The sequence below is a fragment of the Janthinobacterium sp. LS2A genome (assembly GCF_036543145.1).
GTDB lineage: Bacteria > Pseudomonadota > Gammaproteobacteria > Burkholderiales > Burkholderiaceae_D > Janthinobacterium > Janthinobacterium aestuarii.
In genome coordinates this window covers 256,197-280,781 of sequence record NZ_JAZHPB010000006.1, presented here as the reverse complement: position 1 = coordinate 280,781, position 24,585 = coordinate 256,197, and the positions used below count along the sequence as shown (strand labels likewise).

The 24,585-nt window shown below is 63.0% G+C and carries 24 protein-coding genes; 13 read left to right on the top strand and 11 right to left on the bottom strand.

The features are described 5' to 3' along the window. Positions 1–92 precede the first annotated feature (92 nt). Together V3C40_RS18805 and ybaL are read left to right on the top strand one after the other, a co-directional pair. Entirely contained in the window at positions 93–1,214 is a 1,122-nt protein-coding gene (locus tag V3C40_RS18805; protein ID WP_331778236.1) for a beta-ketoacyl-ACP synthase III, read from the top strand. A 210-nt stretch (positions 1,215–1,424) separates the two neighbouring features. Beyond that, on the top strand, positions 1,425–3,137 hold the full coding sequence (gene ybaL, locus V3C40_RS18800; protein WP_034752902.1) for a YbaL family putative K(+) efflux transporter: 1,713 nt from the start codon (positions 1,425–1,427) through the stop codon (positions 3,135–3,137). A 57-nt stretch (positions 3,138–3,194) separates the two neighbouring features. Here the strand turns inward: ybaL and V3C40_RS18795 are convergent, their stop codons facing one another. Further along, on the bottom strand, positions 3,195–5,240 hold the full coding sequence (locus V3C40_RS18795; protein ID WP_331778235.1) for an NADPH-dependent 2,4-dienoyl-CoA reductase: 2,046 nt from the start codon (positions 5,238–5,240) through the stop codon (positions 3,195–3,197). A 160-nt stretch (positions 5,241–5,400) separates the two neighbouring features. Between V3C40_RS18795 and V3C40_RS18790 the strand changes: the two genes are divergently transcribed. After that, positions 5,401–5,982, top strand: a complete 582-nt coding sequence (locus V3C40_RS18790) for an SRPBCC family protein (RefSeq protein ID WP_254671738.1) — start codon at positions 5,401–5,403, stop codon at positions 5,980–5,982. Between the two features lies 1 nt (position 5,983). Here V3C40_RS18790 and V3C40_RS18785 read toward each other — a convergent pair whose 3' ends face one another. The 4 genes from V3C40_RS18785 to V3C40_RS18770 all read right to left on the bottom strand — a co-directional run bounded on the left by V3C40_RS18785 (position 5,984) and on the right by V3C40_RS18770 (position 8,553). Further along, positions 5,984–6,439, bottom strand: coding sequence for a hypothetical protein (locus V3C40_RS18785; RefSeq protein ID WP_034752899.1), 456 nt, complete (start codon positions 6,437–6,439; stop codon positions 5,984–5,986). A 43-nt stretch (positions 6,440–6,482) separates the two neighbouring features. Continuing rightward, a complete protein-coding gene (locus V3C40_RS18780; RefSeq protein ID WP_034752898.1) occupies positions 6,483–6,923 on the bottom strand; it encodes a DUF2721 domain-containing protein in 441 nt (146 codons plus the stop codon). A gap of 112 nt (positions 6,924–7,035) precedes the next feature. Next, the gene (pip, locus tag V3C40_RS18775) at positions 7,036–7,992 is read right to left on the bottom strand and encodes a prolyl aminopeptidase (protein WP_219328545.1); all 957 of its coding nucleotides are present in this window, start codon (positions 7,990–7,992) and stop codon (positions 7,036–7,038) included. Between the two features lie 78 nt (positions 7,993–8,070). After that, entirely contained in the window at positions 8,071–8,553 is a 483-nt protein-coding gene (locus V3C40_RS18770) for an Lrp/AsnC family transcriptional regulator (protein WP_034752896.1), read from the bottom strand. Positions 8,554–8,706: 153 nt separating this feature from the next. Between V3C40_RS18770 and V3C40_RS18765 the strand changes: the two genes are divergently transcribed. Next, positions 8,707–9,327 carry a LysE family translocator gene (locus V3C40_RS18765; RefSeq protein ID WP_257620333.1) on the top strand — a complete coding sequence of 207 codons (621 nt, stop codon included), beginning with the start codon at positions 8,707–8,709 and terminating at the stop codon, positions 9,325–9,327. Here the strand turns inward: V3C40_RS18765 and V3C40_RS18760 are convergent. From V3C40_RS18760 to V3C40_RS18740, 5 genes are all read right to left on the bottom strand, one after another. Continuing rightward, positions 9,264–10,688, bottom strand: coding sequence for a hypothetical protein (locus V3C40_RS18760; protein ID WP_219328546.1), 1,425 nt, complete (start codon positions 10,686–10,688; stop codon positions 9,264–9,266). The genes V3C40_RS18765 and V3C40_RS18760 overlap by 64 nt on opposite strands. A gap of 117 nt (positions 10,689–10,805) precedes the next feature. After that, positions 10,806–11,546, bottom strand: a complete 741-nt coding sequence (gene phbB / locus V3C40_RS18755) for an acetoacetyl-CoA reductase (protein WP_034752894.1) — start codon at positions 11,544–11,546, stop codon at positions 10,806–10,808. A 210-nt stretch (positions 11,547–11,756) separates the two neighbouring features. Further along, positions 11,757–12,935 carry an acetyl-CoA C-acetyltransferase gene (locus V3C40_RS18750; RefSeq protein WP_034752893.1) on the bottom strand — a complete coding sequence of 393 codons (1,179 nt, stop codon included), beginning with the start codon at positions 12,933–12,935 and terminating at the stop codon, positions 11,757–11,759. A gap of 213 nt (positions 12,936–13,148) precedes the next feature. Beyond that, entirely contained in the window at positions 13,149–13,634 is a 486-nt protein-coding gene (gene phaP, locus V3C40_RS18745) for a TIGR01841 family phasin (protein ID WP_051991330.1), read from the bottom strand. A 129-nt stretch (positions 13,635–13,763) separates the two neighbouring features. Continuing rightward, a complete protein-coding gene (locus V3C40_RS18740) occupies positions 13,764–14,672 on the bottom strand; it encodes a LysR family transcriptional regulator (protein WP_034752892.1) in 909 nt (302 codons plus the stop codon). Positions 14,673–14,790: 118 nt separating this feature from the next. Between V3C40_RS18740 and metE the strand changes: the two genes are divergently transcribed. From metE to minE, 4 genes are all read left to right on the top strand, one after another. Further along, a complete protein-coding gene (gene metE, locus V3C40_RS18735; protein ID WP_331778234.1) occupies positions 14,791–17,112 on the top strand; it encodes a 5-methyltetrahydropteroyltriglutamate--homocysteine S-methyltransferase in 2,322 nt (773 codons plus the stop codon). 224 nt (positions 17,113–17,336) lie between these two features. Next, the gene (gene minC / locus V3C40_RS18730) at positions 17,337–18,086 is read left to right on the top strand and encodes a septum site-determining protein MinC (RefSeq protein ID WP_034752890.1); all 750 of its coding nucleotides are present in this window, start codon (positions 17,337–17,339) and stop codon (positions 18,084–18,086) included. Between the two features lie 37 nt (positions 18,087–18,123). Continuing rightward, positions 18,124–18,939: a septum site-determining protein MinD gene (gene minD, locus V3C40_RS18725; protein ID WP_034752889.1), complete on the top strand. Its 816-nt coding sequence runs from the start codon at positions 18,124–18,126 to the stop codon at positions 18,937–18,939. A 1-nt stretch (position 18,940) separates the two neighbouring features. After that, the gene (gene minE / locus V3C40_RS18720; protein ID WP_034752886.1) at positions 18,941–19,192 is read left to right on the top strand and encodes a cell division topological specificity factor MinE; all 252 of its coding nucleotides are present in this window, start codon (positions 18,941–18,943) and stop codon (positions 19,190–19,192) included. Positions 19,193–19,195: 3 nt separating this feature from the next. Here the strand turns inward: minE and V3C40_RS18715 are convergent, their stop codons facing one another. Next, positions 19,196–19,699, bottom strand: coding sequence for a YcjF family protein (locus V3C40_RS18715; RefSeq protein ID WP_219328549.1), 504 nt, complete (start codon positions 19,697–19,699; stop codon positions 19,196–19,198). A 168-nt stretch (positions 19,700–19,867) separates the two neighbouring features. Between V3C40_RS18715 and V3C40_RS18710 the strand changes: the two genes are divergently transcribed. From V3C40_RS18710 to prmC, 5 genes are all read left to right on the top strand, one after another. Further along, positions 19,868–20,557, top strand: a complete 690-nt coding sequence (locus V3C40_RS18710; protein WP_034752882.1) for a response regulator transcription factor — start codon at positions 19,868–19,870, stop codon at positions 20,555–20,557. Between the two features lie 80 nt (positions 20,558–20,637). Beyond that, entirely contained in the window at positions 20,638–21,912 is a 1,275-nt protein-coding gene (gene hemA / locus V3C40_RS18705) for a glutamyl-tRNA reductase (RefSeq protein ID WP_034752880.1), read from the top strand. A gap of 96 nt (positions 21,913–22,008) precedes the next feature. Then, a complete protein-coding gene (gene prfA / locus V3C40_RS18700) occupies positions 22,009–23,085 on the top strand; it encodes a peptide chain release factor 1 (RefSeq protein WP_034752877.1) in 1,077 nt (358 codons plus the stop codon). Positions 23,086–23,219: 134 nt separating this feature from the next. Further along, a complete protein-coding gene (locus V3C40_RS18695; protein ID WP_331778233.1) occupies positions 23,220–23,738 on the top strand; it encodes a disulfide bond formation protein B in 519 nt (172 codons plus the stop codon). An 11-nt stretch (positions 23,739–23,749) separates the two neighbouring features. Beyond that, the gene (gene prmC / locus V3C40_RS18690) at positions 23,750–24,580 is read left to right on the top strand and encodes a peptide chain release factor N(5)-glutamine methyltransferase (RefSeq protein WP_046681907.1); all 831 of its coding nucleotides are present in this window, start codon (positions 23,750–23,752) and stop codon (positions 24,578–24,580) included. Positions 24,581–24,585: the final 5 nt, after the last annotated feature.

Below are 24,585 nucleotides of genomic sequence, written 5' to 3'. Positions count from 1 at the left end.
GCAACACGAAACTCTCTACAGTCGAGCCTGTTTGTGTAAAATTTGCTTCACTTATCGGCGCCACGTCGATTGCCAAATTTGAAAGTTTAACCATGAAACAAGTCGTCATCAGCGGTACCGGACTGTACACGCCGCCATTTTCGATCTCCAACGAAGAGCTGGTCACCTGCTTCAATGCCTACGCGGAAAAGTTCAATGCCGACAACGCCGACGCGATCGCCGCAGGCACGGTGACGGCGCTGGACCTGTCGAGCGTGGCCTTCATCGAAAAGGCGTCCGGCATCAAGTCGCGCTTCGTGATGGAAAAGGAAGGCATCCTCGACCCGGCGCGCATGGTCTCGCGCATTGCGGAACGGGGCGATGACGAACTGTCGCTGCAGGCGGAAATGGCGGTCGCCGCCGCGCGCGATGCGCTGGCCCGCGCCGGCCGCACGCCAGCCGATATCGACATGGTACTGGTCGCTTGCAGCAACATGCAGCGCGCCTACCCGGCCATGGCCGTGGAAGTGCAGGATGCACTGGGCATCGATGGTTATGGTTTTGACATGAACGTGGCGTGTTCATCCGCCACCTTCGGCATCCAGCAAGCCGTAGCCGCCGTGCAAAGCGGCCAGGCGCGCGCCGTGCTGGTCCTGAATCCCGAAATCACCAGCGGCCACCTGAACTGGCGCGACCGCGACAGCCATTTCATTTTCGGCGACGCCTGCACCGCCATCATCGTCGAAGCGAAAGACAAGGCCGTGTCCCAGCACCAGTTCGAGATCATCGGTACGGAACTCAAAACGCGTTTCTCGAACGCCATCCGCAACAATTTCGGCTTCCTCAACCGTTTTGACGAGTCCGGCGTGGGCCAGGCCGATAAACTGTTCCGCCAGCAAGGCCGCAAGGTCTTCAAGGAAGTATGCCCGATGGCGGCCGAGATGATCAAGGCGACCCTGGCCAAGGCCGGCGTGGAAGTGGCGCAAGTCTCCCGCTACTGGCTGCACCAGGCCAACTTGAACATGAACCTGCTGATCGCGCGTCTGATCCTGGGCCGCGACGCGCAAGCCAATGAGGCGCCCGTGATCCTCGACACCTACGCCAACACCTCGTCGGCCGGTTCCATCATCGCCTTCCATAAATATCAGGATGACATGGCGGCAGGCAGCACCGGCGTCATCTGCTCGTTCGGCGCCGGCTATTCCATCGGCTGCGTGGTCGTGCGCAAGCTCTGAGCGCATGGGTGTAACATCGCCTGACTCCTGAATTAGGCGATGTTCAAGGTGGATAGGCATGCGTTCGTGGCCACCTGGACGAAGATATAGCACAGGTTTTTTGCAATAAAGCCGCAGGAAATTTTCCGGCAGGGGCTTTGATGCGTTTATACTTGGTCGCTGAGCAACATCTTTTTCTACCCGCACGTCCCCATAAGGAACCCCACACGCATGCCCCATGACATCAGCCTGATCACCACCATCGCCGCCGCCCTCGGGTTCGGCCTTATCTTCGGCTTCATCGCCGCGCGCCTGAAACTGCCGGCACTGGTCGGCTATCTGGCCGCCGGCATCATCATCGGACCGGCCACGCCCGGTTTTGTGGCGGATGCGGAAATCGCGGGACAATTGGCGGAAATCGGGGTGATGCTGATGATGTTCGGTGTCGGCCTGCACTTTTCCATCGAAGATTTATGGGACGTGCGCAAGATCGCGCTGCCCGGCGCCATCCTGCAGATCGGCGTCGCCACGGCGATGGGCATGGGCCTGGCCCACTGGTGGGGCTGGACCCTCGGTGGCGGGCTGATCTTCGGCCTGGCCCTGTCCGTGGCCAGTACCGTGGTGCTGCTGCGCGCGCTGGAAGAGCGGGGCATCCTCGACTCGCTCAATGGCCGCATCGCCGTCGGCTGGCTGGTGGTGGAAGACCTCGTCACCGTGCTGGTGCTGGTGCTGCTGCCGGCGTTTGCCGGCGCGCTGGGCGGCAAGGTCGCCCCTGGCGCCGAATCCGTCAGCCTGTGGCAAACCCTGGCCGTGACCCTGGGCCAAGTGGCCGGTTTCATCATCTTCATGCTGGTCGTCGGCCGCAAGCTGTTCCCGTGGATTTTGTGGCAAGTGGCGCGCACCGGCTCGCGTGAGCTGTTTACCCTGTGCGTGATCGCCGCCGCCGTCGGCATCGCCTACGCTTCGACCAAGCTGTTCGGCGTGTCGTTCGCGCTGGGCGCCTTCTTCGCCGGCATGGTGCTGCGCGAATCCGAACTCAGTCACCGCGCCGCGGAAGAATCCTTGCCCCTGCGCGACGCGTTTGCCGTGCTGTTCTTCGTTTCCGTCGGCATGCTGTTCGAGCCGAACATCCTCATCGACAAGCCCCTGCAAGTGCTGGCCGTGTGCGCCATCATTATCTTCGGCAAGTCGATCGCCGCCTTTTTGCTTGTGATGGCGCTGCGCTATCCGCCGAAGACGGCCATCATCGTCTCGGCCAGCCTGGCGCAGATCGGCGAGTTCTCGTTCATCCTGGCCGCGCTGGGCCTGTCCCTGGGCCTGATGCCGCAGGAAGGCCAAAGCCTGATCCTGGCCGGCGCCATCCTGTCGATCGCCCTCAACCCGCTCGTCTTCAGCATGGCCAAGCCGCTGCTGCGCGTGATGAACAACAGCGATTTCGCGCGCAAGTTCGAACGCACGACCGACCCGCTGGCCGAGCTGCCGATGACGGTGCCGCAAGAAAAACTGTCGGGCCAGATCGTCCTCGTCGGCTATGGCCGCGTAGGCCGGCGCATCGCCGCCGCCCTGATGGAGCGGGGCATCCACTTTGTCGTGGCCGAGGAAAACCGCGAAATCGTCGACCAGCTGCGCAAGCAGGGCATTCCGGCCGTGGCCGGCAATGCGGGCGAACCGGCCGTGCTGATCCAGGCGCACATCACGCACGCCACCATGCTCGTCATCGCCACGCCGGACACCTTCCACGTGCGTGCCATGATCGAGACGGCGCGCGCGCTGAACCCCGCCATCCTGACGGTGGTGCGCACGCACAGCGAAGAAGAGGCGGAATTGCTGCGCGCAGAAAACGCGGGCAAAGTCTTCATTGGCGAGCACGAGCTGGCCAATGGCATGGCCGAGCACGTGCTGCAAAGTTTTGAGACGGCGAAGAAGGGGCATGGCGGGCATTAAGCCAGCGCCCTTTCCGTCCAGCAAGCCTGCCCGCTACCCAGCCGGCAGGCTTTCTTCTTACAGGCTGGCGGCCAGCTCAGCCCCTTCCCGTATCGCCCGCTTGGCATCGAGTTCCGCCGCCAGCGCGGCGCCGCCGATTTTATGGAAGCGCGGACCTCCCGACGCCAGCGGCTTGCCATCCTTGTCGACTGGCGGCATGAGTTCCGTGAGACTATCCTGCCCCGCGCAGATGACCACGTTGTCCACCGCCAGCAGACGCTGCTCGCCGCCCACGGTGATATGCAAACCCTGCTCGTCGATCTTGTCGTAGCTCACGCCAGCCAGCATGGCCACGCCGTTTCTCGCCAGCGCCGCGCGGTGCACCCAGCCCGACGTCTTGCCCAGCCCCGCGCCCACTTTTGACGTCTTGCGCTGCAACAGGAAGATTTGCCGCACAGGATGGGGCGCCACGGGCGGCACCAGGCCGCCACCGGTCGCCGCGTTCAAGTCCACGCCCCACTCGCCCGCCCACGTCGCCACGGCTTGCGGCAATGGATGCGCCGGGTCGTGCAGCAGATACTCTCCCACGTCGAAACCGATGCCGCCCGCGCCGATGATGGCCACGCGCGCGCCTACCGGTTTCTTGGCTTGCAGCACGTCCAGGTACGACAGCACCTTCGGATGGTCGATGCCGGGAATGGCCGGCAGGCGCACCTTGATGCCCGTGGCGACGATGACGTCGTCGTAGCCGCCGGCCAGCAATTGCTCGCGCGTCACGCGCTGGCCCAGGCGCAGCTTGACGTCCAGCAGCGCCAGACGGCGCGCAAAATAGCGGATGGTTTCCGTGAATTCTTCCTTGCCGGGAATCTGCATGGCCACCTTGAACTGGCCGCCCACGCTATCGCTGCTGTCGAACAGGGTCACCGCGTGCCCGCATTCGGCCGCCACGCAGGCGGCGGACAAGCCGGCCGGGCCCGCGCCGACGACGGCCACCTTGCGCGGCACGGCCTTTTTCGCGTACACGAGTTCCGTTTCATGGCAGGCGCGCGGGTTGACGAGGCAGCTGGCGCGCTTGTTGGCGAACGTGTGGTCGAGGCACGCCTGGTTGCAGCCGATGCAGGTATTGATTTCGTCGGCGCGTCCCGACGCGGCCTTGGCGACAAAGAAGGGGTCGGCCAGGAAGGGGCGCGCCATCGACACGAGGTCGCAGTCGCCCCGCTCGAGGATGGCGTTGGCTTCGTGCGGCATGTTGATGCGGTTCGAGGCCACCACGGGAATCGTCACTTCGCGGCGCAGCCGGCCCGCCACGGAAGCAAACGCGGCGCGCGGCACCGAGGTGACGATGGTGGGCACCCTCGCCTCATGCCAGCCGAAGCCGGTATTCAAAATCGTCACGCCCGCGTGCTCGAGCGCCTTGGCCACCGCCACCACGTCCTCCCAGGTATTGCCGCCCTCGACCAGGTCGAGCAGCGAGTGGCGGTACATGATGATGAAGCTGGGGCCGACGGCGGCGCGGATGCGGCGCACGATCTCGACGGGCAGGCGCATGCGGTTCTCGATGCTGCCGCCCCAGCGGTCCTGGCGCAGATTCGTGCGCGCGCACAGGAACTGGTTCAATAAATATCCTTCGCTGCCCATCACTTCGATGCCGTCATAGCCCGCCTTTTGCGCCAGGCGCGCGCAGCGCACATAGTCGCAGATCGTGCGTTCGATGCCACGCTCGCTCAAGGGACGGGGACGGAATGGCGAGATCGGCGATTTCTTGGCCGACGCCGAGACGACGAACGGCTGATAGCCATAGCGGCCCGCATGCAGGATCTGCATGACGATCTTCCCGCCCTCCTCGTGCACGGCGCGCGTCACCTTGCGGTGGTTGGGCACGTCGCCGAGGAAATTGAGGGTGCCGCCAAACGGCAGCAGCCAGCCTTGGCGGTTCGGCGAGATGCCGCCCGTGACGATCAGCCCCACGCCGCCGCGCGCCCGTTCGCGGTAAAAGGCGGCCAGCTTGCCATAATGATAAAATCGGTCTTCCAGGCCCGTGTGCATGGACCCCATGATGACTCGGTTGCGCAAGGTGGTAAAACCCAGGTCGAGCGGGGCCAGCAGATGGGGATAGGCAGTCATGGTGATCGGTCCGGTAGAAGTGGTTGCAGGCCGTACGGTAGCAAGCATTGCCGATCGCCGCAGCGACTTTCTCTAGACCGGGAGTTCTAAATCGCCCGGCGCAGCGGCCGGCGATGGGTACAGCTTGTGCCGGGCGGTACTTTCCCGTAGGCTAGCTGGCATGAAGCGACTCTTCCTCTGCCTGCTGATGCTGTGCGCCGTCCCCGCTACCGCGCTGGCACAGGCGATACGCCTGGACAAGCTCAAGGTCGAGGTCAAGCGCATCGAGGTCGACGGGCAGCGCATGTATGAAGTCGATGCCAGCGCCAGCGTGCAGGCGCCGCCGGCGTCCGTGTGGAAGACCCTGACCACCTACGAGCGCATGAGTGAATTCGTGCCCGACCTCAGCTCCTGCCGCGTGCTGTCGCGCAACGGCAATGAAGTCATCATCGAGCAGCAAGGCATGGCGCGCTTCCTGTTCATGAACCACCCCATCCACCTGGTGGTGCGGGCCACGGAAACGCCGTTGACGTCCATCGACATCGCCCTGATCTCCGGCGACATGCGGCATTACGAATCGCGCTGGAATTTGTATCCCGTGCCCGAGACGGGCGGCACGCGCATCGTCTTTTCCAGCCGGCTGATGCCGGGCTTCTATGTGCCCGGCATGCTGGGCACGACCATGATACGCGGCGATATCGAGCGCATGATGGCCGCCGTGCTGGCCCGCATCGACAGCCAGTACGCTGACAAATCCAGCTGAATTACGCCAAGTAGGTATCGCGGTCGCGGATTTCCGCGAAATTTTCCAGGCTGCCCAGCTTCACCGTGACGGGATTCAGGCTCGCCTGCGGCTGCATCGAGCGCCAGGCGAACAGCCATTCCTGCTCGGGCGCTTCGGCGCGCGTCTTGGTAAAGGCGGCGCCCAGGGCGGCGCGCTGGCCGTATTCGACCAGGCCATCGATGCCGGCCCAGCTGGGCAAGGTGCGCTGCACGGCGCGGTGCAGGCGTTCGCCGAATTCTTCCGTATTGTGGATGATCAAACAAGCGTCGGCCGGAGCGAACAGGTCGAACAGTTGCTTGTCCCACACTTGCGAAAAGCTCAGGGTCAAACAATTGCCCGCAGGCGCCAGGCGGAACTGGCCCAGGCTCAGCGCCAGCTCGAGTTCGCTGCGCTGGCCGTAGCGGTGCAGGGTGGGGGGACGTTTGTAATCGTGCATGCTGGACTCGTTCTTCAATAGTAGGGTAAAACCGGCGCGCCGCTTACCGTGGCGGGCGGATATGGCGCCGGATGCGCTGGGCCGTCGCGGCCAGGTAAATCTCGCGCAGTAAATAAATAAAACAGCCGATCAGGCAAATCACGGCCAGCACAAAGAAGGCCGCGATGTATCTGTCCAGGGTCAGGTTCAGAATATCGCCCAAAAACAGCATGGCGATGATGACGCAGACGAAGAAACCGCACGCCGTGCTCAGCGAAATCGAGTAATTGATCAGATGGGTACGCCGATACAGGGTATCTAGCTCATCCATATAGAAATCGTTGTAGCCGATGTCGAGCCGGTCTTCCAGCACGCGCGTGCGGTCGATGATGCGGCCCAGGCGGTTGGTCAGCACCACCAGCATGGTGCCGATACCGGTCAACAGGAAAACCGGCGCAATCGCCAGCTGGATGATATGGCCGATGTCGCCGATCTGTATGTTCATGGATAAAAAGTCGTGGGTTCACACCGGCGCCCGACCGTGGCGCCAGCACAGGCCATAGTGTAGCAGGTGGCGCACGCCGGCTGGCCGCTTTGCCAACCGGCATGTTCACAGTTCATGCGAAGCCGCGTCCAGGTACGAAGCGCTCGGTGGCGCGTACCAGCGCCGAAGCGATGCCGTGCTCGAGCGCGCCATGGCCCGCGTCCGGTATCATTTCCAGCTGCGCGCCCGGCCATGCCTGCTGCAGGCGGTAGGCCGACAGCGGCGGACAGATGGCGTCGTAGCGTCCTTGCACGATGACGGCCGGCAAATGCGCGATGCGCCCCATGTTGCGGATCAGCTGGTCTTCCTCGAAGAAACCGAGATTGGCCATGTAATGCGATTCAAGCCGGCCCACGCCCAGGTCCAGCGCATCGTTCGGCGCATCTTCCGGTTGTGGCATCAGGTAGACGCGGCGCCCTTCGAAGCGGCTCCAGGCGCGCGCGGCCGGCCAGTACACGTTTGGATCGCTGCTGAGGATGCGTTGCACATAGGCCGCCAGCAGGTCGCCCCGCTCTTCCGGCGGTATCGGCGCGGCAAATTCCGCGTACAGTTCCGGATAGAACCAGCGCACGCCCTCGATGAACCAGTCGATTTCCGCCTGCGTGCACAGGAAAATGCCGCGCAGTACGAAACCGAGGCAGGCTGCGGGATGCGCCTGGCCATACGCCAGCGCCAGGGTCGAGCCCCACGAGCCGCCAAACACCAGCCATTGGTCGATGCCGAACTGGGCGCGCAGGCGTTCGATGTCCTCGATCAGCAACTGCGTCGTGTTGTTGCGCCATTCGCCCAGCGGCGTGGACTTGCCCGCGCCGCGCTGGTCGAACAGGATCACGCGGTAGCGCTGCGGATCGAAGAAGCGGCGGTGCTGCGGCGACAGGCCCGCGCCGGGGCCGCCATGCAGGAACAGCACGGGAATGCCGTCGGGATTGCCGCACTCTTCCCAATAAATGGTGTGGATGTCATCGACCGCCAGCATGCCGTGCCGGTTCGGCGACAGGGCGGGAAACAAAGGAGACAGGGAATCGGGCATGGCGGTCCTTGGAGTGGCGGTCAGGGCGCCAGGCACGAGTCCTGGCAACTGTTCCAATTATAGTGCGCGCCCGGCGCCTCAGGCCAGCAGCAAAGGCAGGCGGTTCGACGACTTGATTTCGCGCATCGACAGGCTGGACTGGATTTCCGCCACGCCAGGCAAGCGGCGCAGCACGGTCGAGACGAATTCGCCATACGCTTCCAGGTCGCGCGCCACCACTTGCAGGAAATAATCGGCTTCGCCCGCCACGTTGTGGCAGGACAGAATTTCGGGAATCGTCGCGATGGCTTGTTCGAACTGCGACGGCTGCTCGCCGCCATGGTTGGCGAACACGACCCGTACGAACGCGACCAGGCCGATGCCCAGCTTCTTGCGGTTGAGCAAAGCCTGGTAGCCGGTAATAAAACCTTCCTCTTCCAGGCGGCGCAGACGGCGCCAGACGGGGGTTTCGCTCAGTTTCAAGCGCTCGGCCAGGCGCGCATTCGACAGCCTTCCTTCATCCTGCAACAGCCTGAGTATCTGCAAATCGGTGGCGTCGAGGCTAACTTCTGAAATTTTCATCTAATTTTTGTTTTTATACGAGTGGAATCTACCCGAATACTAGGGCATGCAGGGCAGGAAAAGCAAGCACATTTCATCGCCGCAAGAACATAATGGGGCCCGGCGAGCAGGCTGCACCGTGCGCATGCTCCCGCTTTTCTTTTCGACTGGCCCATGTCCGATTCTACCTTCCTGATGTACTTGCTGGCACTGGCTGGCGCCTTTTTATTACCGGGCCCCGACATGGCGCTGGTGCTGGCGACGGGCGCCGCGCGCGGCGTGGCCACGGCACTGGTGACGGCCGTGGGCATCGCCGGCGCGCGCGCCGTCCACGTGGCGCTGTCGGGCGCGGGCCTGGCGGCATTGATGGTGACGCATCCGCAAGCCTTGCAGTGGGTCAAATGGGCGGGCGCCGCCTACCTGCTGTACCTGGCGCTGCGCTTGCTGCAGTCGGCCCTGTCGAGCAAAACGGCGCAGGAAGAAGCGGCACCCGCCACGGCGCACAGCGCCCGCGCCAGCCTGATGCGCGGCTTCCTGACGAATCTGCTCAATCCGAAGGCACTGCTGTTTTGCAGCATGTTCCTGCCGCAATTCGTCGCCGGCAGCGAGCAGGTCGGCATGCAATACCTGCGCCTGGGCGCCGTCCTGGTGCTGATGGGCCTGTTGTTCGACGCCATCTACGCCGTGCTGGCCGCACGCCTGGCGCGCCGCCTGCGCGGCAAGCCTTCGCCCTATGGCAAGTTCGTGCTGCCGTCCGTCTTCGTGCTGCTGGCCGGACGGCTGGTGCTGGGCTGAACTGCTTTAGCGTCGGCAAAGAAGGCAGGATAATCGTTCAGCAGGCTGCGCTCGAGGTCGTTGACCTTGCGAAATTGCCGCAGCGACGGCGCCATGGCCCGGCCCGCATCCCAGCTGCGCCAGGCATTCGGCGCATCGAACTGCGCCAGCAGGGCGTCGCCCAGATCCTGATACACGGCCGCCATCTGCGGCTTTGCCTGCAGCACTTGCAGATACAAGGCCGTCGCTTCCGGCCATTGTCCCAGCTTGGCGCGCAAATTCCCCTCGAACAAGGCCAGGACGGGCTGCTCCAGCCCCGTTTGCTTCCTCAATTCCTGCACGGTGGCCAGCGCGTCCGCGATGCCCTCCTTGTCCTTGGCCTGCAATCCCCGCGTCAAATCGTGGATGGGCAGGCACTCCTGCATGGCCCGTTGTTGCTGAAGCGACAGTTTTTCGACCAGCGCGCCCGTGGAAAAATGGTCTTCCAACATGGTCAAGAAAGCCTCGAAGGGCTTTTCCGCGGCAAAGAGCTTTTCCGCTTCGGCGCGCAGCGCGGGATGCGCCTGGGGGCTCAACGGCGGCAACAGCGCCGCCTGCGCCAGCACCCGTTCGAGCGGCGGCGCGTCGGCCGCCAGCGGACGGGGCCGGTAGGCAGCCAGCGAATAGGTGGCGGGCGCCCCCGCCGTCATGGCGCTGATGCGGAAATGGCGCGCGACCTTGCCGCCCACCTCCTCGTAGTGCAAGGTGAATGCGGCGGGAATGCGCTGGCCATCGGCCAGCAGCTTCAATACCAGCGGATGGCCGCCCCAGCTGTAGCGCAAGTACTGGGCAAACGCCGTCGCGTCGTCGCCGCTGACAGGGCTGCCGGCAATGCCCAGGCGCAGCAGGGGCTGTTCGTCAAGCGACCACAGCACGGCGCCGTCGAGCAGCTGGGGCTGCAGCGCGCCGCGCCGCTTGTTGTCCAGCACCGACAAAGCTTGCTCCTCATACACGGGCAGCGTTGCGTGCTGCTCAAGGCCGCCCGCCTTCAACATGCCGGCGATCCCCTGCCGGTGGCGCAGCTCGAAGACGCGAAAACCCGCCACGTCGAACAGCGAATACGTGTCGTAGGTGGACGTCGCCATATCGATGACGTGGCGCCGGCGCGTGGCAAAGTCCAACACGGACAAGGCCTTGCCATCGCGCACGCTCAGGTACTGTTCGCCCAGCACGACATCGCTTTCCTGCGTAGTGCGCGCGGGCAGGCTGGTTTTCACGCCGGGCTTGTTGACGCGCTCGGTAGTCACCGTGACGTGGAACGCGACGCTGGCCTGGGCCGCGCTGGCGCCCAGGAAAAGGATGGCGGCCACGCTGGCGCGGCGCAAGGCGGAAACAAGGGTCATGGAAATGATGCAGTGGAGAAATGCTGATTTTAAGGCAAATCCAGCCATCCCCTTGTTTTGCTGGCAAGCATAAAAAAAGACAGCCGAAGCTGTCTTTCTGTTTTACCTCAACAACGATTACGACATGTGCTGGCCGCCGTTGATGGAAATGTTGGCGCCCGTGACGAACGCCGCTTCATCAGAAGCCAGGTAAGCGACCAGGCCGGCCACTTCTTCCGGCTTGCCCAGGCGCGCCATCGGAATTTGCGGGATGATTTTGCTGTCGAGCACTTCCTGTGGAATCGCCATGACCATCTTGGTGCCGATGTACCCTGGCGAGATGGTGTTGACGGTGACGTTCTTGCGCGCCACTTCCAGCGCCAGCGACTTGGTGAAACCATGCATGCCGGCTTTCGCGGCCGAATAGTTGGTCTGGCCGAAGGCGCCCTTCTGGCCGTTGACGGACGAGATATTGATGATACGACCCCAGCCGCGTTCCACCATGCCGTCGCAGACGGGCTTGGTCATGTTGAAGACGGAATCGAGGTTGGTGCTCATCACGGCGTCCCAGTTCGGCTTGTCCATCTTCTTGAACGTCATGTCGCGCGTGATGCCGGCGTTATTCACCAGCACGTCGACAGGACCGATTTCCGCTTCCACGGCCGCCACGCAGGCAGCCGCCGAATCGTAGTCGGCCACGTCGCACGGATACGCCTTGAAGTCATAGCCCATGTCCTTCGTCGTCGCCAGCCATTCCGCGACCTTCGGATTGCCTGGGGAATATGTGGTCACCACGCGATAGCCGAGCGCCGCCAGCTTGAAACACACCGCTTCGCCCAGACCGCCCATGCCACCAGTTACCAATGCAACTCTTGCCATTTTCATCCCCTCAGTGTCGTTCTATTGCTAGAAAGTTAATTATTTAGTGAAAGTAGTCCACAACCGTTGAACCACAGCGCCGTACCGCACCGTATCCAAGCGTAGCGAGCGGCGATGATTTGTGGCTAAGAAGTGCAACCGTGCTTTAGCACGGTGAGCATCGCAGGCCGCAAAGCGCGACGCGCAGTAGCTTAGGTTCGATGTCCACCATTAGTCCCGTTCGATCGCGAGAGCAACACCCATGCCGCCGCCGATGCACAAGGCTGCCAGGCCTTTCTTGGCGTCGCGGCGTATCATTTCGTGGATCAGGGTGACCAGGATGCGCGCGCCGGACGCGCCGATCGGGTGGCCGATGGCGATCGCGCCGCCGTTCACGTTGATCTTGCTGGTATCCCAGCCCATTTCCTTGTTGACGGCAATCGCTTGCGCGGCAAACGCTTCGTTGATTTCCATCAGGTCCAGCTCTTCATGCGTCCAGCCGGCTTTTTTCAGGCACAGACGCGATGCGGAGACGGGGCCCATACCCATGACGGCAGGGTCCAGGCCCGACGACGCGTAAGCCTTGATGCGCGCCAGGGGCTTCAAGCCCAGTTCTTTCGCTTGCGAAGCGGACATCATGATGACGGCGGCGGCGCCGTCATTCAGGCCCGAGGCATTGCCAGCCGTGACAGTGCCGTCCTTGGCGAACGCGGGGCGCAGGCCGGACAGCGACTCCAGGGTCGAGCCCGGCTTGATGTATTCATCGCTGTCGAAGACGACGGTGCCTTTTTTGTTGGCGATTTCCAGCGGCAGGATTTCATCCTTGAACTTGCCCGCTTTTTGCGCCGCTTCGGCCTTCAGTTGCGACTGCAGCGCGAATTCATCCTGCTCGGCGCGCGTCACTTCGTATTTCTTGGCGACGTTTTCCGCCGTGATGCCCATGTGGTACTGGTTGTACACGTCCCACAGGCCGTCGACGATCATGGTGTCGATCATCTTGAAGTCGCCCATGCGGAAACCGTCGCGCGAGCCGTTCATCGCGTGCGGCGACGCGCTCATGTTTTCCTGGCCGCCGGCGATGATGATGTTGGCGTCGCCGCACTTGATCGCTTGCGCCGCCAGGTGCGTGGCCTTCAGGCCGCTGCCGCAGACCTTGTTGATGGTAAATGCCGGGATGGCGCTGGGCAGGCCAGCCTTGATGACGGCCTGGCGCGCGGCGTTCTGGCCGACGGCGGCCGTCAGCACCTGGCCCAGGATCGCTTCGCCGATCAGGTTCGGGTCGATGCCGGTTTGAGCCATCAAGCCCTTGATTACATGCGCGCCCAGTTCGGACGCAGGAATCTTGGCCAGGCTGCCACCGAATTTGCCGACTGCGGTACGGCCAGCGGCCACGATTACGACATCATCCATTTATTTCTCCGATATGCAGGCCACGAGGGCCAAGGTCAAGGTGTTAATAGAATCCAATGAGAATCCGGGAAGACACAGCAAGCTGCGTTTCATTCTAGCGCGGCATGCGCCGCAGTTCCAGCGCCGCACCGCAGGCGGCGGCGATGACAGCCTGCTTGCGGTGGCGGCGGGCGGCCAGGCGCGGCGGATAGCCGCTGCCGGGCCGCAAAACGCTTACGCCTGGCGCGCAGGACGCGTGTTTTTATTTTTATCATACCCTTCATCTGCGCTGCCGAAAGTGGTTTTTAGAAAATTATTGAAGGGAATAATCAGGGGTACGGGGGTTTGCTTTACCACCTGCAACAGCTCGCCAAATTTTTGACGCGATGCAGCAAACTCACCCTTTGTCACAGTCTCGAATTTCTCCTGGGTTTCTTGGGCAACATCCTTTGCCTGGCGGCCATATGCACCGATGCGTTCGATGGCCAGTTGCGACTGCGTGCGCGACAGTTGCAGCAGCGCTTGCGGGTCCTTCACGGACAGCAGCTGATTGCCCGCCACCGTAGCGGCGGCCAGCGCTGCGCGGGCCGCATCGAGCTGCAAGTCCAGCACGCTGGCGCCGCTGTCGACGGCGGCCTGGGCATACGCTTGCGCGCTGATCAACTGCGCTTCCACCACGGCCTTGCCGGCCAGTGCCCATTGTTCGGAAAATGAAAACATGTCGTTCCTCCCCAAAGAGTAGGCAGCGCCATGTTGCGCCGCACAGTGCTCAACTGTAAGCGGTGGTTCATTGCTGAACCTTGATATTTATCAAGCTTTGCTGTTGGTTTGTTTCCAACTCAACGTTGATCAAGACAACAACTTGATACCATCGAGCGAGGCCGCGCACTGCTCGCGTATCACGCTGACGAAATCGCGCACGTACGCCTTGTCCTGCAGATGGTCGGGCACGGAGACATACAGGTCGCTCCACAGGCCATGCTCGCCCACCGGGCGCGCCACCACATAATCGTAATCGACGTAATTCTTGATGGCCCAGTTCGGCAAGGCGGCGATGCCGCGCCGGCTCGCCACCAGTTGCAGCACGGCGACCGTCAATTCGGCCGTGCGGCGCTCGAACTGGATGCCGGCGGGTTTGAGCACTTCGCGGATCAGGTCGATGCGCTCTTCCGGTACGGGATAGGTAATCAAGGTCTCGCCCGTAAAGTCGGCCGCCGCCAGCCGGCGCTGTGCCTGCAGCCGGTGCTTCTGCGCCATCACCACCAGCATTTCAAAGCGGAACAGGGGAAACACGGTGAAATCGGGGCCATACGGCGAACCGATGACCAGGTCCGCCTCGCCCGAACGCAGCAAGTCGGCCGGTTCGCTGTGAAAGCCGGAAACAAGATCGATTTCCACTTCCGGCCAGCGCTGGCGGAACGCATCCATCACGGGCATCAGCCAGTCGAAGCAGGTATGGCATTCGAGCGCCACGCGCAGCTGTCCCTGGTCGCCCTGCGACAGGCGCGCCACGTCGCGCTCGGCCAGTTCGATCTCGGGCAGCAGCTTGTCGGCCAGCTCCAGCAGCCGGCTGCCCGTGGCCGTAAAGGCAATCGGCATCGACTTGCGCTCGAACAAGGGCGCCTTATAGCGCTCTTCGAGCAAACGGATCTGGTGCGACAGGGCCGACTGGGTCAGGTTGAGCAGCTGCGCGGCGCGCACCAGGCTGCCGGACGAACGCAGGGCACTCAGGGTGCGCAGGTGGCGGATTTCTAGCATCGGGAAATTGGTGGCTGTACGTGAATTATTTTCATGTTATTCGTCAAAATGTTTCGTTTTGATTATAGACCAAGTTGCCGCACACTCTAGCGCATTCACATTAAATCTCGATGACATCATGACCATTCGTACCCACATTCTTGGCTTTCCCCGTATCGGCGCCGCGCGCGAACTGAAACTGGCACTGGAAAGCCACTGGCGCGGCGAGCTGACCGAGGCGGCGCTGGAAGCGACGGGCCAGCAATTGCGCGCGCGCCACTGGGCGCTGCAACGCGATGCAGGGCTCGACTACGTTACCGTGGGCGACTTCGCCTTCTACGACCAGGTGGCCAACCATATCCAGCTGCTGGGCTGCGAACCGGCCCGTTTCAGCTTCACGCCGGAGCAGTCGCCGCTGGCGCGCTATTTCACGATGGCGCGCGGTGCAGAGACCGGCACGCATGCGGAGCACGCGGACTGCGGCCATGCGCACCCTGCACACGCCGCAGGCACTGCCGCGCTGGAAATGACCAAGTGGTTTGACACCAATTACCATTACCTGGTGCCCGAATTGTCGCCGCAGACCCAGTTTTCTCTCGCTTGCGAGCGCCTGCTGGCGGAAGTGGCCGAAGCGCAGGCGCTGGGCCACCAGGTCAAGGCGGCCCTGATCGGCCCCCTCACCTTCCTGTGGCTGGGCAAGGAAAAGACACACGGCTTCGACCGCCTGTCCCTGCTGGAACAATTGCTGCCCGTCTACGGCGCCCTGCTCGACCGCCTGAAACAGCAAGGCGTGGCGTGGGTGCAGGTCGACGAACCGATCCTGGGCCTGGACTTGCCCACTGCGTGGCGCAGCGCTTTCGAGAGCGCCTACTGGCAGCTGAACCAGGTAGGTATCAATATCCTGCTGGCCACGTATTTCTCGCCGCTGGAAGAAAACCTCAGCCTGGCCTGCCGCCTGCCCGTGGCCGGCCTGCATGTGGACGGCATCCGCGCGCCGCATGAACTGGTCAGCGTGACGGACTGGCTGCCCGCGCATAAAGTCTTGTCGATCGGCATAGTCGATGGCCGCAACATCTGGCGCACCGACCTTGACGCGGCCCTGGCCGTGCTGCAGCCGCTGGCGGCCAAGCGCAACGGCCAGCTGTGGCTGGCGCCGTCGTGCTCCTTGCTGCACGTGCCGTTCAGTCTGGAAGCGGAAACAGAGCTCGACGGTGAAATCCGGACCTGGCTGGCGTTCGCCACGGAAAAACTGGCGGAGATCGCCATCCTCAAGGGCGCGCTCGAAGGCCATCCTGATGACAGCGCACTGGCCGCTTCCCGTCAGGCCATTGCCGGCCGCCGTACCAGCGCCCGGGTGCATCGCCCGCAAGTGGCGCAGCGCCTGCAAGCGCTCACGCCCACCGTGGACCGCCGCGATTCCAGCTTCCCGCTGCGCCAGGCCGTGCAGCGCGCGCGTTTCCAGCTGCCCGATTTCCCCACGACAACCATCGGCTCCTTCCCGCAGACGACGGCCATCCGCGCCGCCCGCGCGAGTTTCAAGCGCGGCGAACTGGCCATCGCCGATTACGAACAGCAGATGCGCGCCGAAATCGCCCACGCCGTGGGGCGCCAGGAAGCGCTGGGCCTGGACGTGCTCGTGCATGGCGAAGCGGAACGCAACGACATGGTCGAATACTTCGGCGAACAACTGGACGGTTTTGTGTTTACCCGCCACGGCTGGGTGCAATCGTACGGCTCGCGCTGCGTCAAGCCGCCCGTCATCTATGGCGACGTGCAGCGCCCGGCCGCCATGACGGTGGCCTGGACGGTGCACGCACAAAGCCTGACGCACAAACCGGTAAAGGGCATGCTGACGGGTCCCGTGACGATCCTGCAATGGTCGTTCGTGCGCGACGACCAGCCGCGCGCCACCACGGCGCTGCAGATCGCCCTGGCCATCCGCGACGAAGTGGCCGATCTGGAAACGGCCGGCATCGGCATCATCCAGATCGACGAGCCGGCCATCCGCGAAGGCTTGCCCCTGCGCCGCGGCCAGTGGGATACTTACCTGGCCTGGGCCACGCGCGCCTTCCGCATCGCCGCGTCCGTCGTCAGCGACGCGACACAGATCCACACGCACATGTGCTATGCCGAGTTCAACGACATCCTGCCGCAGATCGCCGCCATGGATGCCGACGTGATCACGATCGAGACAAGCCGCTCGGACATGGAGTTGCTGACAGGCTTTGGCCAATTTCAATATCCGAACGAAATCGGCCCCGGCGTGTATGACATCCACTCGCCGCGTATCCCCTCGACACCCGACATGGTGGCATTGCTGCAAAAAGCCAGCGCCGTGATTCCACCGGCCCATTTATGGGTCAACCCGGACTGCGGCCTCAAAACGCGGGGCTGGGTGGAAACGGAAGCGGCTTTAAAGAATATGGTCGCGGCGGCGCGGCAGATGCGCGCGGCTGCATGACCTAAGCCTATCCAGGCCGCATGCAGGGCTGCTTTCAGGGCGGCGCACCGGTTTTCCGGGGCGCCGTCCGTTTTTTTTGACATGAAGTAGGTGTTGCCCTGCGGAATAGCATGCGCCAGGCCCCTGACGCCGATTTTTTTGCAGTAGAATGCAAGAAATTTACTGCTCCCATTGTTGCCGTACGGAACATCTGGCCTGCCGCAGTTTCACTTTGATAAATGTTTATGTCCAAAAGCCCGTCGCAGAAGCCTATCGAAATCAAGATTTCCACCGTCGTTGCTGTCTCCGCCATCATGCATAGCGCCGATACGCAGGCCCTCGATGCCGCCTTGCGCGACATGACGGGAGGCGTGGCCGACTTTTTCGAGGACGACCTGGCCGTGCTGGACGTGGCGGCCTTGCCGCCCGGCAGCGTGCCCATCGACTGGGCCGCCCTCGTGGCCCTGCTGAAGAAATACCGTTTGAATGCCGTGGCCGTGCGCAATGCGCCGGCCGACATGCATGACGCCATCCTCGCGCAAGGCTTGAGCCTCGACAGCGGCAAGACGCGCGACGATGCGCCGCCCAAGGATGGCCCCAAGGATACGCCCACGGCGGCGGCCCAGTCGGGCGCCGATGCCCAGGTGATGGTGATCGACACGCCCGTGCGGGCCGGCCAGCGCATTTATGCGCGCGGCTGCGACCTGATCATCACCGCTGTCGTCAACAATGGCGCCGAAATCATCGCCGACGGCAGCATCCACGTATATTCCTCGCTGTACGGCCGCGCGCTGGCCGGCGCCTCGGGCAATGCCCAGGCGCGCATCTTCGCGCTGGCCATGGAACCGGAACTGGTCTCGATCGCCGGCGTGTACCGCACGTTCGAGGATGGTTTCCCTGCGGAAATGGCGCGCGGACCCGCGCAAATTCGTTTGGCTGGAGACAGAATCGATATACACTCTGTCAATCCGGTCACTCCCGTGAACCGCTCTTAAGCTGCACAATTCAAGAGATATCTGAAAAGGATTATTTGTGGCAAGAATTATTGTTGTGACGTCCGGCAAGGGCGGTGTCGGCAAGACGACCTCTAGCGCCAGTTTTTCCACTGGCCTGGCCATGCGCGGCCACAAGACAGCCGTGCTCGACTTCGACGTGGGCCTGCGTAACCTCGACCTGATCATGGGTTGCGAGCGCCGCGTCGTCTACGACCTGATCAATGTGATCAATAAAGAGGCCACCCTGAACCAGGCCCTGATCAAGGACAAGCACTGCGACAACCTGTTCATCCTGCCCGCGTCGCAAACGCGCGACAAGGATGCCTTGTCGGAAGAAGGCGTGGAACGCGTGTTGAACGACCTGATCAACATGGGTTTCGAGTTCATCATCTGCGATTCGCCGGCCGGCATCGAGCATGGCGCGCTGATGGCGCTGACGTTCGCCGACGAAGCCATCATCGTCACCAATCCGGAAGTGTCGTCGGTGCGCGATTCGGACCGCATCCTCGGCATCCTGCAAGCCAAGTCGCGCCGCGCGCAGACGGGCGGCGAGCCGGTCAAGGAACATTTGCTGATCACCCGCTACTCGCCGAAACGCGTGGAATCGGATGAAATGCTGTCCTACCAGGACGTGCAGGAAATCCTGCGCATCCCGCTGGTGGGCATCATTCCGGAGTCGGAGCAAGTGCTGGCCGCCTCGAACCAGGGCAACCCGGCCATCCATTTCACGGGCACGGACGTGGCGCAAGCCTATGAAGACGTGGTCTCGCGTTTCCTCGGCGAAGAAGTCGAGTTGCGCTTTACCAACTATGAAAAGCCTGGATTACTCCAGCGCATTTTTGGGGCGAAGTGATATGGCCTTGCTTTCTTTCCTCTTCCCCCCCAAGCCGAAGACGGCCACCGCGGCCAAGGAACGCCTGCAGATCATCATCGCCCGCGAACGCAGCGGACGCGATGGTCCGGACTTCCTGCCCGCCCTGCACAAGGAATTGATCGCCGTCATTTCCAAGTACACCAAGGTCAATGCCGACGACATCAAGATTTCGCTGGACCGCCAGGGCAACCTGGAGGTGCTCGACGTCAACGTGGTGCTGCCGGACGCGTAATAGTTAATCCGGCCTGACCGCGAGCAATTCCTGCGCCACCGCGGCGCAGGCGTTCACGTGCTGGTTGCCGATCTGGCGGAACACGGCGTAGCCGATGGCTGCCGCCACCGCCTGGCCGGCAAACGGCACGAAGCGCGCCACCTGCTTGGTGGCTATCTTGACGCCACTGCGCTTGAGCAGGTGGAGGATCAGTTCGCGCGACACCAGCTTTCCCACCAGCATGCCGCCCATGCCCACCGCCGCGCGGTAGGCCATCATCTTGAACTGCGGGTTCAGGCGCTCGATCTGCTCGGGCGTCAGGCCGAATTCGTGGTTGATATCGTTGATCAGCATGGAAAACAGGCCTACGTCGGACATCAGGTCGACGCCGGGAATGGGAATGGCCGAGGCGCCCGCCGACATCATCGCGCGCCGCTGCACCAGGCGCCGGCAACGCTCGCGCACTTGCTCGATTTCCGCACGACTGGCCGGTATCAGTGTCCAATCGGTAGTGCTCTTGTCTGGCATGGCCGCTTCTCCACAGTAGGGGGTAGATGAACAAGTGTAACGTAAAGGCTCCGCCCTCCGATTTCACTGGACACAGTTGCAATCTCTGTTATATTTCACTTGAGCATTCCTTAACATTACGATAAGCAGAGCAGACCGTCTGTTTGTTGCTACACACTCCAGCCAATTATGCGAATTGCCGTACTCGATAGCGACCATAGCCAGGCAGAGCTGATCTGCCAGGTGCTCACCGCCGCCGGCCACGCTTGCCACGAGTTTCAGAGTGGTAAGGAAATGCTGGGGCAACTGCGCAAGGACAGTTGCGACATGCTCATCCTCGACTGGCATGTGAGCGATCTGGACGGCGCGGAAGTCTTGCGCCGTGCCCGCGAAAAACTGGCGCCGAAGGCGCCCGTGTTGTTTATGACCAACAGTTCCGGCGAAGACGATGTGGTGGCGGGCATGACGGCAGGCGCCGACGACTACATGATCAAGCCCCTGCGGCGCAGCGAACTGACCTTGCGCACCCAGGCGCTGTTGCGCGTAGCCTACCCGGCCCAGAATGGCGCCGAGTACTTGCAATTCGGGTCCTACACGTTTGAAACCCGCCCCGGCCGCCTGCTGCGCGATGGCGAAGTGCTGGACGTGACGCACAAGGAATTCGCCCTGGCGCTGCTGTTTTTCCGCAACCTGGGCCGGCCCCTGTCGCGTGCCTACATCCACGAAGCCGTGTGGCAGCGCGACACGGCCCTGCCTTCGCGCACCATGGATACCCATGTCTCGCGCGTGCGCAACAAGCTGCAGCTGAAACCGGAACACGGCTACCGGCTCGTGCCCGTCTACAGCTACGGTTATCGCCTGGAAAAACTGGGCGGCTGAATGGCGGCAACGGCTGACCTGCTCAAAGCGCGGGCACAAAGCGCTATAATGTCGGCATAAGTCACCCCAACAGCCCTGAAATGCAACTGCTCGCCGTCGGCCTCAACCATACCACCGCCCCAGTGTCGCTTCGCGAACAGCTGGCGTTTGCGCCTGAGCACTTGGGTTCGGCGGTGATGGCGGCGCGTACCTGGTTCCAGCGCATCGACTTGCGCGACAACGACGAAGCGGCCATCCTGTCGACGTGCAACCGCACCGAGCTGTATGCGGCCAGCCATGTGCCCAATCCGCTCGACGCAGGCGCGCATTTCCTGGCCGACTACCACCAGCTCAATTACAGCGAGCTGCGCCCGCACTTGTATATGCTGCCGCAGCACGATGCCGTGCGCCACACCTTCCGCGTCGCCTCCGGGCTCGATTCGATGGTGCTGGGCGAAACGCAGATCCTCGGGCAGATCAAGGACGCCATCCGCACGGCCGACGAGGCGGGCGGCCTGGGCACGTATCTGCACCAGTTGTTCCAGCGCAGCTTTTCGGTGGCCAAGGAAGTACGCAGCAGCACGGAAATCGGCGCCCACAGCGTGTCCATGGCGGCCGCCGCCGTGCGCCTGTCGCAGCGCATCTTCGACAAGATCGCCGAGCAGAACGTGCTGTTCATCGGCGCCGGCGAAATGATCGAATTGTGCGCCACGCACTTTGCGGCGCAAAACCCGAAAAGCATCACCATTGCCAACCGCACCATGGAACGGGGCGAGGAACTGGCGCACCGCTTCAACGGCAAGGCCATCCGCCTGGCGGACTTGCCGGAGCAGCTGCACCAGTTCGACATCGTCATCTCGTGCACGGCGTCATCGTTGCCCCTGCTGGGCCTGGGCCTGGTCGAGCGCGCCATCAAGGCACGCCGCCACAAGCCCATGTTCATGGTCGACCTGGCCGTGCCGCGCGATATCGAAGCGGAAGTGGGCCGTTTGAACGACGTTTTCCTGTACACGGTCGACGACCTGGGCAAGGTCGTGCAGACGGGCCTGGAAAGCCGGCAAGCGGCCGTGGCGCAAGCCGAAGCCATCATCGAGACGCGCGTGCAATCGTTCATGAGCTGGGTCGACGACCGCGCCATGGTGCCCGTCATCCAGCATTTGCATGAAAACAGCGAATCGTTGCGCCTGATGGAAGTGGAACGGGCGCGCAAGATGCTGGCCAAGGGCGCCGACATCGACGCCGTCCTCGAAGCGCTGTCGAAAGGCTTGACGGCCAAGTTCCTGCACGGCCCGCAGCAGGCGCTGCACCACGCGCAAGGCGACGAGCGCAAGCAGCTGGTCACCCTGTTGCCAAAACTGTTCCGCCCCCGCCGTTAGCGCAGCCCCGCTGGCCGCCCGCGCGCGGCCACCCCTGCCCGCCTGCCGTAGTTGCAGAACCTGCACCATCCCTACACTCTTTTACCGCGAATCGCTATGAAACCATCCATGCTGGCCAAACTCGATCAACTGGCGAACCGCCTGGTCGAACTCGACGAACTGCTGATGCACCCGGACGCCACGTCGAACATGGACAGCTACCGCAAGATGACGCGCGAGCACGCCGAACTGGGCCCGCTGGTGGCCCTGTACCGCTCCTACCAGGAAGCGGGCAACGATATTACGACGGCGCAAGAGATGCTCGGCGATCCGGACATGAAGGAATTCGCCCAGGAAGAAATCGAAGCGGCGAAAACCACCATGGCGCGGCTCGAGCGCGAACTGCAGACCATGCTGCTGCCGAAGGACGTCAATGACGAGCGCAATATCTTCCTGGAAATTCGCGCCGGCACGGGCGGCGACGAATCGGCCCTGTTCGCCGGCGATTTATTACGCATGTACACGCGCTTTGCCGAGCGCAACCGCTGGCAGGTGGAACTCGTGTCCTCGTCCGACTCCGACCTGGGCGGCTACCGCGAAGTGATCGTGCGCGTGGTGGGCAATGGCGCGTATTCGAAACTGAAATTCGAATCGGGCGGCCACCGCGTGCAGCGCGTGCCGGCCACGGAAACGCAGGGACGCATCCACACGTCGGCCTGCACGGTGGCCGTGATGCCGGAAGCCGATGAAGTCGAAGACGTCAACATCAACCCGGCCGACTTGCGCATCGACACCTACCGCGCCTCGGGTGCCGGCGGACAGCACATCAACAAGACGGATTCGGCCGTGCGCATCACCCACTTGCCGACCGGCATTGTGGTCGAATGCCAGGATGACCGCAGCCAGCACAAGAACAAGGCGCAAGCGATGAAGGTGCTGGCCGCGCGCATCAAGGACGTGCAGTTGCGCGAACAGCAGTCGAAGGAAGCGGCCACGCGCAAGAGCCTGATCGGCTCGGGCGACCGCAGCGAGCGCATCCGTACGTACAATTTCCCGCAAGGCCGGCTGACGGACCACCGCATCAACCTGACGTTATATAAACTCGACTTCATCATGGATGGGGATTTGACGGAGTTGACGAATGCGCTGGCGGCCGAGCATCAGGCGGAATTGCTGGCGGCACTCGGTGACTAAACGCTGACGCCGCTGTGTCGGCTTACGCTGCGCTAAGCCGACCTACGCCGACCACCCCGCAGTTGTAGGTCGGCTTGGCGCGCAGCGCGTAAGCCGACAGCTTTAAGTAGCGGCTAAGCAATAAAAATCGGCCCTTGTGCGAAAATGACCAGCTCGATTCCATCCACCTCACCGTGTCGCCCATGAAAAATTCACGCACCGTCCTCCTGTTGACCGCCGCCCTGTGTTTCCTGATGCTGGGCGTGGCCATGTATTTGCAGCACGCCATGAACATGGCGCCGTGCCCGCTGTGCGTGATCCAGCGCTACCTGTTCCTCGCCATCGGCATCGCCTGCCTGGCTGGCGCGGTGGCCAACCGGCCGAAAATCGGCGCCAGCGTCGGCCTGCTGGCAGCCCTGGGCGGCCTGGGCGTGGGCGCCAAGCATTTGTACGTGCTGGCCAATCCCGGCTTCTCGTGCGGCATCGATCCGGTGGAAACGGCGCTGAACAAGGTCTTCACGGCCGAACTCATGCCCTTCATGTTTGAATCGTACGGCGCCTGCGAAAGCGCCGGCGAGCCGTTTTTCGGCCTGTCGATCCCGCAATGGGCCTTCGCCTGGTTCGCCATCTTCGCCATCGCCATGCTGTGGACCTTGCTGCGCCGTCAGAAATAATTGAAAGCACCATGCCAGAAACCTTGATTCCCGCCGGCAGCACTGTCGGCGCCCTGCAAATCCGTCCGCTGCTCGATCCGCTCGATAACCGCATTTTGCTCGGCCACGCGCTGGGCCTGTCGCGCGTGAGCCTGATCACGCAATCGGAGCGTGTACTCACTCCCAACGAAACGGAACGGCTGTCGAACTTGCTGGCGCGCCGCCTGCAGGGCGAGCCGATCGCCTACATCGTCGGCCAGCGTGAATTTTTCGGCCTGCCGTTCGAAGTCAACGACGCCGTGCTGATCCCCCGCCCCGACACGGAAGTACTGGTGGAACTGGCGCTAGAGCGCCTGCCACCGGGCGGACGGGTGCTCGACATGGGCACGGGCAGCGGCGCCATCGCCGTTGCGCTCGCGCACACGCGGCCCGACGCCGTCGTCACGGCCCTGGACGTGAGCAGCGCGGCGCTGGCCGTGGCGCGCCGCAACGCCAGCGCCAACGGCGTCAACATCACCTTCATGGCCAGCGACTGGTTCGAAGCGCTGGGCACGGAAAAATTCGACCTGATCGTCTCGAATCCCCCCTACATCGCCAGCGGCGACCGCCACCTGGCCGAAGGCGATCTGCGCTTCGAACCGACGGGCGCGCTGACCGACCACGCGGACGGCTTGTCGGCCCTGCGCACCATCGTTTCCGGCGCCGCACGCCACCTGGCCTCAGGCGCCTGGCTGCTGATGGAGCACGGCTACGACCAAGCGGCGTCCGTGCGCGGCTTGCTGGCCGACGCCGGCTACAACAAAGTGCAAAGCTGGCGCGACCTGGCCGGCATCGAACGGGTCAGCGGCGCCCGCCTGGGCTGACGGCC

Coding starts and splice junctions, on each gene's coding strand:
- phaP (WP_051991330.1), bottom strand. CDS start 13,634: ATGTTTTCATTTTCCGAACAATGGGCACTGGCCGGCAAGGCCGTGGTG.
- V3C40_RS18715 (WP_219328549.1), bottom strand. CDS start 19,699: ATGCCAGACAAGAGCACTACCGATTGGACACTGATACCGGCCAGTCGT.
- V3C40_RS18710 (WP_034752882.1), top strand. CDS start 19,868: ATGCGAATTGCCGTACTCGATAGCGACCATAGCCAGGCAGAGCTGATC.
- V3C40_RS18765 (WP_257620333.1), top strand. CDS start 8,707: ATGTCCGATTCTACCTTCCTGATGTACTTGCTGGCACTGGCTGGCGCC.
- V3C40_RS18805 (WP_331778236.1), top strand. CDS start 93: ATGAAACAAGTCGTCATCAGCGGTACCGGACTGTACACGCCGCCATTT.
- minC (WP_034752890.1), top strand. CDS start 17,337: ATGTCCAAAAGCCCGTCGCAGAAGCCTATCGAAATCAAGATTTCCACC.
- pip (WP_219328545.1), bottom strand. CDS start 7,992: ATGCCCGATTCCCTGTCTCCTTTGTTTCCCGCCCTGTCGCCGAACCGG.
- V3C40_RS18795 (WP_331778235.1), bottom strand. CDS start 5,240: ATGACTGCCTATCCCCATCTGCTGGCCCCGCTCGACCTGGGTTTTACC.
- minE (WP_034752886.1), top strand. CDS start 18,941: ATGGCCTTGCTTTCTTTCCTCTTCCCCCCCAAGCCGAAGACGGCCACC.
- hemA (WP_034752880.1), top strand. CDS start 20,638: ATGCAACTGCTCGCCGTCGGCCTCAACCATACCACCGCCCCAGTGTCG.
- V3C40_RS18790 (WP_254671738.1), top strand. CDS start 5,401: ATGAAGCGACTCTTCCTCTGCCTGCTGATGCTGTGCGCCGTCCCCGCT.
- V3C40_RS18780 (WP_034752898.1), bottom strand. CDS start 6,923: ATGAACATACAGATCGGCGACATCGGCCATATCATCCAGCTGGCGATT.
- ybaL (WP_034752902.1), top strand. CDS start 1,425: ATGCCCCATGACATCAGCCTGATCACCACCATCGCCGCCGCCCTCGGG.
- prmC (WP_046681907.1), top strand. CDS start 23,750: ATGCCAGAAACCTTGATTCCCGCCGGCAGCACTGTCGGCGCCCTGCAA.
- metE (WP_331778234.1), top strand. CDS start 14,791: ATGACCATTCGTACCCACATTCTTGGCTTTCCCCGTATCGGCGCCGCG.
- V3C40_RS18740 (WP_034752892.1), bottom strand. CDS start 14,672: ATGCTAGAAATCCGCCACCTGCGCACCCTGAGTGCCCTGCGTTCGTCC.
- V3C40_RS18770 (WP_034752896.1), bottom strand. CDS start 8,553: ATGAAAATTTCAGAAGTTAGCCTCGACGCCACCGATTTGCAGATACTC.
- V3C40_RS18760 (WP_219328546.1), bottom strand. CDS start 10,688: ATGACCCTTGTTTCCGCCTTGCGCCGCGCCAGCGTGGCCGCCATCCTT.
- phbB (WP_034752894.1), bottom strand. CDS start 11,546: ATGGCAAGAGTTGCATTGGTAACTGGTGGCATGGGCGGTCTGGGCGAA.
- V3C40_RS18785 (WP_034752899.1), bottom strand. CDS start 6,439: ATGCACGATTACAAACGTCCCCCCACCCTGCACCGCTACGGCCAGCGC.
- prfA (WP_034752877.1), top strand. CDS start 22,009: ATGAAACCATCCATGCTGGCCAAACTCGATCAACTGGCGAACCGCCTG.
- V3C40_RS18750 (WP_034752893.1), bottom strand. CDS start 12,935: ATGGATGATGTCGTAATCGTGGCCGCTGGCCGTACCGCAGTCGGCAAA.